This is a genomic window from Pseudonocardia oceani (assembly GCF_019263585.2).
GTDB classification, from domain to species: domain Bacteria; phylum Actinomycetota; class Actinomycetes; order Mycobacteriales; family Pseudonocardiaceae; genus Pseudonocardia; species Pseudonocardia oceani.
In genome coordinates this window covers 5,912,773-5,925,130 of sequence record NZ_JADQDF010000001.1, presented here as the reverse complement: position 1 = coordinate 5,925,130, position 12,358 = coordinate 5,912,773, and the positions used below count along the sequence as shown (strand labels likewise).

Genomic DNA, 12,358 nt, shown 5'->3' with positions numbered 1-12,358 from the left:
CTGCGCCGACCGGGGTGGCGGCGTTACCGTCTGCCGGTGACCATCACCGTGTTCCTGCTCGACGACCACGAGATCGTCCGCCGCGGCATCGCCGGGCTCCTCGAAGGTGAGGACGACATCACCGTCGTCGGGGAGGCCGGCACCGCCGCGCAGGCGATGGCCCGGATCCCCGCGCTGCGCCCCGACGTCGCCATCCTCGACGTGCGCCTGCCCGACGGGGAGGGCATCTCGGTCTGCCGCGACGTCCGCGCCGCCGTCGACCCGCCACCCGCCTGCCTCATGCTCACCTCCTACTCCGACGACGAGGCGCTGTTCGGCGCGATCATGGCCGGGGCGGCGGGGTACCTGCTCAAGCAGGTCGCCGGCATCGACCTCGTCGGCGCGGTCCGCACCGTCGCCGCGGGCGGGTCGCTGCTCGACCCCCGCGCCACCGGGCTGGTGCTCGAGCGGCTGCGCAAGGGCGAAGAGCCCGAGGACCCCCGCTACGCCTCACTGAGCCCGCAGGAGCAGCGCATCCTCGAACTCATCGCCGACGGCATGACCAACCGCCAGATCGGCGCCGAGCTCTTCCTCGCCGAGAAGACGGTCAAGAACTACGTCTCCTCCCTGCTGCACAAGCTCGGCTTCGCCCGCCGCACCGAGGCCGCGGTGTACGCCACCGAGCACCGGCGGGAGCAGCGCGGCCGGTCCTGACACCGACGACCCGGATCAGAGCGGCGAACGATCAGGGCGGCGCCCGATCAGGGCAGGGGCACGGTCCAGGTCAGCCGCGTGCCCCGCGCCGGGCCGGGTCCGACGGTGCACCCACCGCCGCACTCGCGTGCCCGCTGCTCGAGGTTGACCAGTCCGCTGCGCGCCGCACCCGGCCCGATGCCGACGCCGTCGTCGAGGACCTCGACCACCAGCTCCCCCGCATCGGCGCGGACCTCGACGGCCAGCGACTGGGCCCCCGCGTGGCGCACCACGTTGCTCACCGCCTCGCGCACCACCGCCACCGCGTGCACCGCCACCGCCGGCGGCACCAGCGTGTCGACCGCCCCGTCGATGCGCACGGCCGGGGACAGGCCCGACCCCCGTGCGGCGTCCGCGGCCGTGTCGAGCAGCCGCCGGCGCAGCCCGCCGTCGGTCTCCCCCGCGGTGTGCAGGTCGAAGATCGACGTGCGGATCTCGCGCACCGTGGTGTCCAGGGCGTCGACCGCCTGCTCCAGCCGCTCCCGGACCGCCGGGTCCACGGCCCGGCGCAGCGTGCCCTGCAGCTGCATCCCCGTGGCGAACAGCCGCTGGATCACGTGGTCGTGCAGGTCTCGGGCGATCCGGTCGCGGTCGGCGAACACGTCGAGCTGGCGCCGGGCCCGGTTGCGCTCGCCCAGTTCGAGCGCGAGCGTCGTCTGCTCGGCGAACGAGGACAGCAGCGGCACCTCCGCCGGCCGGAACGCGGCCTCCCCCCGGCCGCGGAACGCCACCAGGATCCCGTTCACCACGCCGTCGCTGCGCAGCGGCACCGCGACGGCGGATCCGAGGTCCTCGCCCGCCTGCTCGTCCACCAGACCTGCGGGGCCACTCAGCACGACCGGCGCGCCCCCCTCGAACACCTCGCGGAGCGCTTCCGTCCCCCCCGGGAGCGTTCGGCCCAGCCGGGGCCCGGCGCCGCGCCCGCTGCGCCCGCGCACGACCAGGTCGCCGTCCGGGCCGCCGCGCAGCGCGATGAGGGTGGTGACCGAGCCGGTGAGCTCCAGGGTCCGCTGCGCGATGAGCGCCAACGCGTCGTCCTCCGACGCCCCCGACAGCAGCTCGCTGCGGATCTCGCCCGACGCCTCCAGCCAGCGCAGCCGCAGCTGGGACTGCTCGAACAGGTCGGCGTTCTGCACGGCGATACCCGCCGCCGCGGCCAGGGCCTGCACGATCGCCTCGTCGTCGGCGGTGAACTCCCCGCCCCCGGCCTTCTCGGTGAGGTAGAGGTTGCCGAACACGGAGTCGCGCACCCGCACCGGCACGCCCAGGAATGTCCGCATCGGGGGGTGGTGCTCCGGGAACCCGACCGAGGAGGTGTGGGCGCCGAGGTCGGCCAGCCGCAGCGGGCGCGGATCGGTGATCAGCTGGCCGAGCAGGCCGTGGCCGGTCGGCAGCGGCCCCATGCGGGCCGCGAGCTCCTCGTCCAGCCCGACGTGCAGGAACCGCGCGATCCGGCCCTCGGCGTCGAGCACGCCCAGCGCGGCGTACCGGGCGTCGACGAGGTCGGCGGCCGAACGGACGATGCGCCGCAGCGTGGCGTCGAGCTCCAGCCCCTCGGCCACGGCCAGGACGGCGCCCAGCAGCCCGCGCATCCGGTCGCGTGTGTGCACCACCTCGGTCAGCCGGTCCTGCACCTCGCGCAGCAGCTCGTCCAGCCGCAGGCCGGCGAGCACCGGGGGCGCGACCGGCTCCGGACGGTCCTGGGCCATGCAGACTCCTCGCGACTCGATCCGCCGTGTCCTGCGCCTCCGCGGCGGGCGGCGCCCGGCACCCTACGCCGACCGTCTGCGGGTTCCCAGGGCGACGAGGTGGCGGATGACGACTCCCGACGGGACGTACGGCCCTGCCACAGAGCGTGCGGTGCGTCCAGGATCTGCGCTGACCGGCACCGGTTCCGGCGCCCGCACTCCCAGGAGGGACACCATGACGAAGGCGACCCGGACGACCGCCGGACTCGATCTGACCGCCGAGCAGACCGAGCTGGTGCTCGCGACCGCGGGACGGGCCCCGTCGCTGCACAACGCCCAGCCGTGGGCGTTCCGCGTGCGGCCCGACCTCATCGAGCTGCACACCGACCCGCAGCGCCGCCTCCCGGTGGTCGACCCGGCCGACCGCGAGCTGCGCATGGCGTGCGGCGCCGCCCTGTTCACCCTCCGACTCGCGCTGATCGACCTCGGCGTGCGCCCGCTGGTCACCGTCCTGCCCGACCGGCGGCACCCCACCCTGATCGCCGAGATCCGCCGCGGCGGCAGCATCCTCGCGACTCCCGAGCAGCGCCGGCTGCTCGAGGCCGTCCCGCGCCGGCACACCAACCGGCACCCCTTCACCGACGTCCCCGTGACCCCACCGGAGCGGCACGCGCTGCGTCGCGCCGCGTCCGACGAGGGCGCGTGGCTGCACCTGGTGACGGCACCCGACGAGCGGGCGATCCTGCAGCGCCTGGCCGTCCGCGCCCACCGGCAGCAGGTCGCCGACCCCGCGTTCGGGGACGAGCTGCGGCGCTGGACCGGCACGTCGCCCGGACGGCCCGACGGGGTGCCCGTCGCCGCCGGTGGACCGCAACCGGCACCGCACGACCGCTGGGTGCTGCGCGACTTCACCGACGGCGCCGCGCCGGAGCGGGTGCCGGGCAAGGAGTTCGAGAGCGACCCGCTGATCGCCGTCCTCACCTCGCACCTCAGCGGCCCGCACGCCGACGTGCGAGCAGGCGAGGCGCTGCAGCGCGTGCTGCTCACCGCGACGGCCGAGGGCCTCGCGGTGTCGTTCCTCTCCCAGCTCATCGAGGTGGACTGGGCCCGCGACGAGCTGCGCCGCCTCGTCGGCGCACCGCTGCCACCGCAGGCGGTCCTGCGGGTCGGCCGCGGCTGGCCGGTGGCGGCCACCCCGCGCCGTCCGGTGGCGGACCTGCTGCTCGACGACGGGGACGACCTCCCGGGGTAGTCCTCAGGTACGGGCGACGACGACCGGGCAGGGGGCGAACTCCACGAGGGCGCGGCTCGTGGAACCCAGCTGCTGCATCGTGAGCGGCGGCGCGGTCCCGCGCTGGCCGACCACCAGCAGGCGCGCGGTGCCGGCGCGGTCGAGGAGCGGACGCAGCGGCGTGTCGTCGGCCACCTCCCACTCGACGTCGAGCCCGGGACGGGCGGCGAAGACGGCGGCGCGCTCCGCGTCGAGCAGGGCGGCGGCCTCCGCCGTGGACCCGCCCGGACGCGCGTGCAGCGCCACCAGCCCGGTTCCGAGGGCCACCGCGAGCTCCGCCCCCAGCAGCAGGGCCGCCCGGCCGGACGCCGACCCGTCCACACCCGCCACGACGGGTCCGGCGCGGCGGGGCTGCTCCGTCGGAGCGGGCCCGCGGACGACGGCGACCGGGCAGCCCGCTCGGCCGACCAGCTCGAGCGCCAGGTCGCCGGCGAGCATCCCGGACCTGGCACCGGGGCCGTAGCTGCCGACCACGAGCATCCGCGCGCTGTCGGACCGGTCGACCAGCACCTGGGCGGGAGCGCCCCGGACGGTCTCGGCGCTCACCGGTGCGGCCCCCGCGCTCCGCGCGGCGCCGGCGAGCTCGTCGAGCCAGTCCGACCGCTGCGCCGCGGCCGCCGCGTCCGGGAGCGCGTGGACCAGGTGCACGGGGGCCTGCTGGGCCGCCGCCAGCTCCGCCGCCCACGCCGCGGCTCCGCCCGCCGAGGCTGATCCGTCCACCCCGACCACCAGCGGCCCGATACCGGTCCTGTCGTCGTCCGTCACGCCGTCGTCTCCTCACCTCGTCGTCGCCGGTCGTCGCCCGGTCGTCGCCCGGTCGTCGCCATGGTCCCCCGGAGGCGCGCCCGTCGCCGTCGCAGCCCTGCCCGCGTGACCTTCGGCGAGCTCGCCGGGACCTCCGGCGGGTGCCGCCGCACAGGGGCGCGACCGCACCATCGACCTGTGTCGGGCCGCACCCGCGGCCCCAGGACGGAGGAGCTCCCATGGAAGGGCGCAGTGCACTGGTCGTCGTGGGCGTGGACGACTCGGCGGGCGGCCGGGCGGCGCTGCGGTTCGCGCTGCAGGACGCCGCCCGGCGCGGGGCCCGCGTCGACGTCGTCGCCGCGTTCCGCATGCCGGACCCGAATGTGTGGGGTCCCGAGGGGGCGGTCATCGCGGGCCGGGTCGAGCAGACCCCGGCGCAGGTGCACGGCGCCGTGCGGACGCGGACCCAGGAGATCGTGGACGAGGCACTGGCCGAGCCGGCGGTGGCCGAGCGGGCGGTGGCCGGACCCCCGCCCGTCACGGTGCTCGCCGTCGCCGGCAGCGCAGGCGAGGTGCTCGTGCACGCCGCGCACACCGCCGACCTGCTCGTCGTCGGGAGCCGCGGCCACGGCGCCGTCCGCAGCGCCGTGCTCGGCTCGGTCGGCCTGCACTGCGTCCTGCACGCACCGTGCCCGGTCACCGTCGTCCGCCCCGCGCACGACCGCGAGCCGGTCGCGGCACGGCCGTGAGCGCGCCCGTCGTCGTGGCGCTCGACGCCACCCCGGACGCCGCCGAGCCCGCGGTGCGCCGGGCAGCCCGCGAGGCCGCCCACCGCCGCGCGTCGCTGCAGGTCCTCGTCCCCGCCGGAGGCGATCCGGACGGGCGCCGTACGGCCCTGGTCCGCGCCCTCGCCACCGCCCGGCGCGCCGCACCCGGCGTCGAGGTGACCACGCAGCTCAGTGACGAGCAGCCCGGCCGGGCGCTGCGGATGGCCGCGGCCGAGGCCGCGCTGCTGGTCGTCGCGGCCGCGTCGGAGCACGTCGACGACCTGGTCGTGTCCGCGCACTGCCCGCTGCTCGTCGTCCCTCCCACCGACGATGGGGACCCGGCCGGGCCGGTGCTGCTGGGGGTCGGTCCGGCCACGCAGTCCGAGGTGGTGGCGTTCGCGTTCGCCCAGGCGCAGGACCAGGGGGCCGACCTGATCGCGGTGCGCACCTGGCACGACCCGCTGGTCGACCTCGGCCTGCTCACCGGGGACCGCATCGCCCGGTGGGACGCCGCCGACGCCACGGTCCGCCACGAGCTCGCCGACCAGCTCGCGCTCGCGGTGCTCGCCCACCCGGACGTGCACGTCACCACGCGCGTCGTGGACGACGGGTGCACCCCGCTGCTCGCGGCCCTCGCCACCCGGGCCCGCCTGCTGGTCGTCGGCCGCCCGGCCCGGGGTGCCGCTCTGGGGCGGCTGCGGCCCTCCCCCGCCCTCACCCTGGCCCGCCACGCCCCGTGCCCGGTCGTCGTCGTGCCCCCGGAGGGGCCGACCGGACGGACGCTGCTGCCCCGGCGCCGGCTCGGCCGGTCCGACCTGCGGGTGTGAACGTGCGGCCCCGTGCGGGGCCGCACACGATGTCTCCCCGACCCGGATCCCGAAGATGCCTGCCACCTCCTCCCCCACCGCCCGGCCCGCCGGCGGGCTGACCGCCGAACAGGCGCGCGCCCGGCTCGCCGCGGACGGACCGAACACGCTGCCCGCGCCGCGACCACCGTCGCCGCTGCGGCAGTTCGTCCGTCAGCTCACCCACTTCTTCGCGCTCATGCTCTGGGTGGCCGCCGGGCTGGCCGTGGTCGGCGGGATGCCCCAGCTGGGCATCGCGATCGCCGTGGTCGTCGTCGTGAACGGGGCGTTCGCGTTCGTGCAGGAGTACCGGGCCGACCGGGCCGGGCAGCGGCTGCGGGAGCTGCTGCCGCTGCGGGTGACGGTGCTGCGCGACGGGGAGCGGCGCGAGGTGCCGGCGGCCGAGCTGGTCCGCGACGACGTCGTGCTGCTGACCGCGGGCGACCGTGTCTGCGCCGACCTGCGGCTCGAGCACGTCGCCGCCCTCGCGGTGGACGAGGCCACCCTGACCGGGGAGAGCGTGCCGGTGCACCCCGAGGCCGGCGCGACGGCCTGGGCCGGCACCTTCGTCGCGCAGGGCGAGGCGCGGGCCGTCGTCACCGCGACCGGCGCGCACACCCGGCTCGCCGGCATCGCCGCCATGACCCGGCGGGCCCACCGGCCGCCGGGCCCGCTCGCCGTGCGGCTCGACCAGGTCGTGCGGGTCATCGCGGTGATCGCCGTCGCCGTCGGTGCGCTGTTCCTCGCCCTGTCGTGGTGGCTCGGGATGGGCCTGACCGCCGGGTTCCTGCTCGCCGTCGGCGTCACCGTGGCCCTGGTCCCGGAAGGGCTGCTGCCGACGGTCACGCTGTCGCTGGCCCGGGCCGCCCACGTCATGGCGGGCCGCAACGCACTGGTCCGGCGCCTGGAGTCGGTGGAGACGCTCGGCTCGACGACGGTGATCTGCACCGACAAGACCGGCACGCTCACCGCCGGTCAGATGTCGGTCGTGCGGGTCTGGACCCCGGCCGGCGCCGCGAGCGTCCACGGCACCGGCTACGACCCCGACGGTGCGGTCGACGCCGAACCGGGTGCGGAGGCCGCGGTCGCCGAGCTGGCCGTCTCCGCTGCGCGCTGCGCCGAGGGCCGGGCCGTGCTGCGCGACGGCGTCCGGACCCCCATCGGGGACCCGATGGAGGTGGCGCTGCACGTGCTGGCGCTGCGCTGCGGGCGCGACCCCGACGACGAGGCCGCCGGCCACCCGGAACGCCTGCGCGTCCCGTTCGACCCGCAGCGTCGCCGCACCCTCGCGGTGGTCGACGGTCCCGCAGGGCCGGCCGCGCTGGTCGTCGGGGCCCCGGACGCGGTCCTGCCGCTGGCCGGCGCGGGCGGGGAGCCCGCGGCCGAGGTCGAGAGGATGGCGCAGCGGGGGTTGCGGGTCCTCGCCGTCGCGACCGGGCCCGCCGCCGGGCCGGGGCCCGCGGATGCGGAGGCGGACCTGCGGCTGCTCGGCCTGGTCGGCCTGCAGGACCCACCCCGCGACGGCGTCGCCGCGGCCGTCACCGCTGCCCGCGGAGCCCGGATGCACCTCACGATGATCACCGGCGACCACCCGACGACGGCGCGGGCGATCGGCGAGCAGGTCGGCATCGCCCTGCCCGGCAGCCCGGTGCTCGTCGCCGCAGACCTGCCCGCCGACGACGCGGCGCTGGGGGCGCTCGTCGACGTCGACGGCGCCGTCGTGGCCCGTGCCACGCCCGAGGACAAGCTGCGCATCGCCCGCGCCCTGCGCGCCCGCGGGCACGTCGTCGCGATGACCGGCGACGGCGTGAACGACGGGCCGGCGCTGCGCGAGGCCGACATCGGCATCGCGATGGGCGCGAGCGGCACCGACGTCGCCCGCGAGGCCGCCGACCTCGTCCTGCTCGACGACCACTTCGCCACGATCGTCACCGCGGTGGAGTACGGGAGGGCCACCTTCGCGAACATCCGCCGCTTCCTCACCTACCACCTCACCGACAACGTCGCCGAGCTCGCACCGTTCCTGCTGTGGGGGCTCACCGGCGGCCAGGTGCCGCTGGCGCTGGGGGTGCTGCAGATCCTGGCCATCGACATCGGCACCGACCTGCTGCCCGCGCTCGCGCTCGGTGCCGAGCCCCCCAGCCCCCGGGCGCTGCAGGGTCCGGCCCGCACCGGGCGGCTGATCGACCGACGCGTGCTCGGGCGCGCGTTCGGGGTGCTGGGCCCGACCGAGGCCGCGGTGCAGCTGGGCGCGTTCGTCACGGTGCTGCTGGCCGGCGGCTGGCGGTGGGGGCAGGAGGCCCCCGCGGGGCTGCTCGCGGTCGCGTCCGGCACCGCGTTCACCGCGGTCGTGCTCGGGCAGCTCGCCAACGCGTTCGCGTGCCGCAGCGAGCACCGTCCCGTGGGCGGGTGGTCGTGGCGGGGCAACCCCCTGCTGCTGGCGGCCGTCACTGTCGAACTGGTGCTGCTGGGTCTGTTCCTCGCGGTCCCGCCGGTGGCAGGCCTGCTCGGTCACGCCCCGCCGGGCCCGTTGGGCTGGGCGCTCGCGGCGCTGGCCGTCCCCGCCGTGCTCCTGGCCGACCTCGCCCACAAGCGCCTCACCCGGCGCCGCTGAACCACCCCGTGGCCGGACGGCGCGCAGGAGCGGGCCGCGCAGGACCGGGACCTCCGGCACGCGGCGCCGGGCACGACGGCTCTACCCCGGTCTCCGGTGGCCGCAGCAGGGTGGGACCGAGAGATGAAGGCGGACTTCCCGGACAGCGGGAGGAGCAGGAGGCGACGATGGACGGGACGCGGACCGAGCGGAGCGAGGAGGTCGGCGAGGCGACCGTGCGTGAGGTGGTCGTGGGCGCCGACGGGACGCCCACCGGGCTGCAGGCAGTGGCATGGGCCGCCACGGAGGCGCGCGTCCGCGGGGCGGCGCTGCGGATCGTGCACGCGACGCCCTACGCCACCGGCCGATCGGCGCAGGACCGCGCCGAGGCGATCCTCGGGCGCGCCTTCACCGTCGCCCGGCGGCACGAGCCCCGGGTGCGCGCGGTCACCGCACGCAGTGAGCAGGACGTCGCGACCGCGCTGGCCGAGGCCTCGCGCGGCGCCGACCTGCTGGTCGTGGGCCGGCTCTCCGGGCACCCCGGCGACGCCGTCGTGCCCTCGCTGGCCCCGGCCATCGCGGTGGCGGCGCACTGCCCGGTCACCGTCGTGCGCACCGCGCCGGGATCGGCGCGCACCGGCGACCGTCCCGTGGTGGTGGGCGTGCAGCAGGCCGAGCGGGACGCCCCGGTGCTGGAGGCGGCATTCGCCGACGCGTCGCGCCACGGGTGCCCGCTGGTCGTGCTGCACGCGCACGGCGCCGTCGGGGGCGGCGGCACCGCGGCCGCGCCGGACCACGCCCTGGACCCGTGGCGGCAGCGGTATCCGGACGTGCCCGTGGAGTTCCGGACCGGCGACGGCGGGGCGGCGGCCGAGCTGCTGCACCTCTCCGTCGGCGCGCGGATGGTGGTCGTGGGCACCCGGGGCCGCGGCGCGGCGGCGGCCGCGGTGCTCGGGTCCACGAGCCGCACGCTCCTCCAGCACGCCGACTGCCCGGTGACGGTCGTCCACCGGACCGGGCCCGACCGGCAGACGGTGTCGAGGGACGGCGCCGCGAGCAGCACGGGAACGGGTTGATGGCTCGCGCAGCCGCCCGGCACGCCGCGGCCCTGCTCGACGCGCGGCTCCCCGGCATCGCGGCGCCGTGGTCGCTCGCCGCGAACGATGTCGCGGCGCGGCTGCGCACCGACCCCGGGCGGGGGCTCACCGCGGCCGAGGCGGACGCGCGCCTCGCCGTGGCCGGGCCCAACGACCTGCCCCACGAGCCTCCGCGCTCGCTGGCCGGGTCCGTGCTGGCGCAGCTGCGCGAGACGATGATCCTCGTCCTGCTGGCCGCCGCCGGGCTGACCGCGGCCGTGGGCGACCTGGCCGACTGCGCCGTGATCCTGCTCGTCATCACGGTGAACACGACGGTCGGCGTCCTGCAGGAACGTCGGGCGGTCGGGGCGGTCGCGGCGTTGCGCGCCCTGGCCACGCCGCACGCCACAGTCCTGCGAGGCGGGACGCCGGAGAGGGTGGCCGCCACCGACCTCGTCCCGGGCGACGTGCTCCGGATCGCCGAGGGCGACGTCGTCGGCGCCGACGCGCGCGTGCTCACCGCGCACGCGCTGCAGGTCGACGAGGCACTGCTCACCGGCGAGTCGCAGCCGGTGGACCGGTCGCCGGACGCCGTGTGCGCCGCCGCGGCCGGGCCCGCGGACCGCACCACGATGCTGCACGGCGGCACCCTCGTCGTGCACGGCACCGGGACGGCGGTCGTCGTGGCCACCGGCTCCGGCACCGAGCTCGGGCGCATCGCCGGGCTGCTGCGCGAGCGGACCGCGCCGGACACCCCGTTGCAGCGCCGACTGGCGACGCTCGGGCGCCGGCTGTCCGTCCTCGCCGTCGCGGCCTGCGCGCTCGTCGTGGTGCTCGGGCTGCTGCGCGGCGAGGCCTGGGAGCTGATGCTCGTGGCCGGGATCTCGCTGGCGGTGGCCGCGATCCCGGAGTCGCTGCCCGCCGTCGTCGCCCTCGCCCTGGCCGCGGCGACCCGGCGGATGGCCGAGCACGGCGCGATCGTCCGTTCGCTGCCCGCCGTCGAGGCGCTCGGGTCGGTGACGGTGCTGGCGGTGGACAAGACCGGCACCCTCACCACCGGGCACCCCGCGTGCGTGGCCCTGTGGACGTCCGAGGACGGCGAGCGCGACCTCGACGGCTCCGCCGTGCCCGGCCGGGGGCTCGTCGACGGCGGGCGCGGCTCACGGGCCCTGCTGGAGGCGGCCGTCCTCGCCAGCGACGCGGCACCCGGGGGCGGCGGTACCGAGGGTGCGCTGGTCGGCGCGGCCGTCGCCGCCGGGGTCGACGTCGCCGCACTGCGCGCCGCCGTGCCGCGCACCGGGGTCCGGCCCTTCGACGCCGTCCACCGGTCCATGCGCACCGACCACGGCGACCTGCGGATCGTCAAGGGCGCGCCCGAGGTCGTCGTACCCCGTGATCGCGCCGCGCAGGACGTCGTGGCGGCGTGGGCGGCTCGCGGGCACCGGGTGCTCGCCGTCGCCGTGGGGCGGCCCGGCGCGCTGGGCACCCTCGGCCTGCTCGCCACGGCCGATCCCGTGCGCCCGGACGCCCGCCCGGCCGTGCTCGCCGCACGGGCGGCGGGCATCCACCCGGTGATGATCACCGGCGACCACCCGGGCACCGCGGCCGCGGTCGCGGAGCAGGTCGGGATCGTCGCCGCCGACGACCCGCCGGACGACCCGGCCCGCGGCCTGCGCGCCGTCTACGCCCGCACCGACCCCGCCGGCAAGCTCGACATCGTCTCCGCGTGGCAGAGAGCCGGGCACCTCGTCGCGATGACCGGCGACGGCGTCAACGACGCCCCGGCGCTGCGTGCCGCCGACGTCGGGGTCGCGATGGGTCGGCGCGGCACCGAGGTGGCCAAGGAGGCCGCCGACCTCGTCCTCACCGACGACGCCCTGGGCACCCTGGTCGCCGCCGTCGCCGAGGGGCGGCGCGTGTTCGACAACGTGCGCCGCTTCGTCCGCTACGGGGTCTCGGGCGGGCTGGCCGAAGTGCTGGTGATGCTCGTCGGCCCGTTCCTGGGGTTCGCGCTCCCGCTGCTGCCCGGGCAGATCCTGTGGGTCAACCTGGTGACCCACGGGCTTCCCGGTGTGGCCATCGGCTCCGAGGTGGCCGAACCCGACGTGCTCACCCGGCCGCCGCGGTCGCCGCGGGAGGGCCTGCTGACCGGCCGCGGGGTGGCCGACGTGGTCGGCGTCGCCCTGCTCATCACCGCCGGCTGCCTCGGACTCGCCCTGTGGTCGGCCGCCCGCGGCGGGCCGTGGCAGACACTGCTGTTCGCCACGCTCGCGCTGACCCAGCTCGGGGTCGCCCTCACCACCCGCTCGGACCGGACGCCGTTCTGGCGGATGTCGCCCGCGGGCAACCCGTTCCTGTTCGCGGCCGTGGCGACCAGCCTGGCCGCGACCGTCGCGGGCGTGCACCTGCCCGGCCTGTCCGACCTGCTCGGCACCGAGCCGCTCGGGCCGCTGGAGTGGGGCCTCGCGGTCGCGGTCGCCGTCGTGCCCGCCGTCGTGATCGAGACCGTCGAGCTCGTACGCGCCCGCGCCGAGGCGCGGCACACCGCGACCTGAGCGGGGCGGGGCCGACGGCCCCGCCCCGCCGGGTCGTTCGACTCCTACCCCGTCCCCACCGCTCGGC

9 protein-coding genes are annotated in these 12,358 nt (G+C 77.5%); 7 read left to right on the top strand and 2 right to left on the bottom strand.

From position 1 onward, the window contains the following. The first annotated feature begins 36 nt into the window (after window positions 1–36). Window positions 37–693, top strand: coding sequence for a response regulator (locus tag I4I82_RS29690; RefSeq protein WP_218592772.1), 657 nt, complete (start codon window positions 37–39; stop codon window positions 691–693). 47 nt (window positions 694–740) lie between these two features. On the opposite strand, the gene I4I82_RS29685 is transcribed toward I4I82_RS29690, so the two are convergent. Next, window positions 741–2,441 carry a sensor histidine kinase gene (locus I4I82_RS29685; RefSeq protein ID WP_218592771.1) on the bottom strand — a complete coding sequence of 567 codons (1,701 nt, stop codon included), beginning with the start codon at window positions 2,439–2,441 and terminating at the stop codon, window positions 741–743. Window positions 2,442–2,655: 214 nt separating this feature from the next. Here I4I82_RS29685 and I4I82_RS29680 point away from each other — a divergent pair, with 214 nt between their 5' ends. Beyond that, window positions 2,656–3,672, top strand: a complete 1,017-nt coding sequence (locus I4I82_RS29680) for an Acg family FMN-binding oxidoreductase (RefSeq protein ID WP_218592770.1) — start codon at window positions 2,656–2,658, stop codon at window positions 3,670–3,672. Window positions 3,673–3,675: 3 nt separating this feature from the next. Here the strand turns inward: I4I82_RS29680 and I4I82_RS29675 are convergent, their stop codons facing one another. Continuing rightward, window positions 3,676–4,476, bottom strand: coding sequence for a universal stress protein (locus tag I4I82_RS29675; RefSeq protein ID WP_218592769.1), 801 nt, complete (start codon window positions 4,474–4,476; stop codon window positions 3,676–3,678). A gap of 218 nt (window positions 4,477–4,694) precedes the next feature. Between I4I82_RS29675 and I4I82_RS29670 the strand changes: the two genes are divergently transcribed. The 5 genes from I4I82_RS29670 (at window position 4,695) to I4I82_RS29650 (ending at window position 12,291) form a co-directional block, all read left to right on the top strand. Further along, on the top strand, window positions 4,695–5,204 hold the full coding sequence (locus I4I82_RS29670) for a universal stress protein (protein ID WP_218592768.1): 510 nt from the start codon (window positions 4,695–4,697) through the stop codon (window positions 5,202–5,204). Beyond that, entirely contained in the window at window positions 5,201–6,049 is an 849-nt protein-coding gene (locus tag I4I82_RS29665; RefSeq protein WP_218596267.1) for a universal stress protein, read from the top strand. Before I4I82_RS29670 ends, I4I82_RS29665 begins: the two co-directional genes overlap by 4 nt. Before the next feature lie 55 nt (window positions 6,050–6,104). Beyond that, window positions 6,105–8,681: a cation-translocating P-type ATPase gene (locus I4I82_RS29660; RefSeq protein WP_218596266.1), complete on the top strand. Its 2,577-nt coding sequence runs from the start codon at window positions 6,105–6,107 to the stop codon at window positions 8,679–8,681. A 167-nt stretch (window positions 8,682–8,848) separates the two neighbouring features. After that, complete coding sequence (locus I4I82_RS29655; RefSeq protein WP_218591882.1) at window positions 8,849–9,736, top strand: universal stress protein; 888 nt, start codon at window positions 8,849–8,851, stop codon at window positions 9,734–9,736. After that, entirely contained in the window at window positions 9,736–12,291 is a 2,556-nt protein-coding gene (locus I4I82_RS29650; protein WP_218591883.1) for a cation-translocating P-type ATPase, read from the top strand. The genes I4I82_RS29655 and I4I82_RS29650 overlap by 1 nt, the downstream gene beginning before the upstream one ends. Window positions 12,292–12,358: the final 67 nt, after the last annotated feature.

What these genes read in the sequence shown, in the direction of transcription:
- I4I82_RS29655 (WP_218591882.1), top strand. Translation starts at nt 8,849, where the DNA reads ATGGACGGGACGCGGACCGAGCGGAGCGAGGAGGTCGGCGAGGCGACC.
- I4I82_RS29650 (WP_218591883.1), top strand. Translation starts at nt 9,736, where the DNA reads ATGGCTCGCGCAGCCGCCCGGCACGCCGCGGCCCTGCTCGACGCGCGG.
- I4I82_RS29680 (WP_218592770.1), top strand. Translation starts at nt 2,656, where the DNA reads ATGACGAAGGCGACCCGGACGACCGCCGGACTCGATCTGACCGCCGAG.
- I4I82_RS29670 (WP_218592768.1), top strand. Translation starts at nt 4,695, where the DNA reads ATGGAAGGGCGCAGTGCACTGGTCGTCGTGGGCGTGGACGACTCGGCG.
- I4I82_RS29660 (WP_218596266.1), top strand. Translation starts at nt 6,105, where the DNA reads ATGCCTGCCACCTCCTCCCCCACCGCCCGGCCCGCCGGCGGGCTGACC.
- I4I82_RS29685 (WP_218592771.1), bottom strand. Translation starts at nt 2,441, where the DNA reads ATGGCCCAGGACCGTCCGGAGCCGGTCGCGCCCCCGGTGCTCGCCGGC.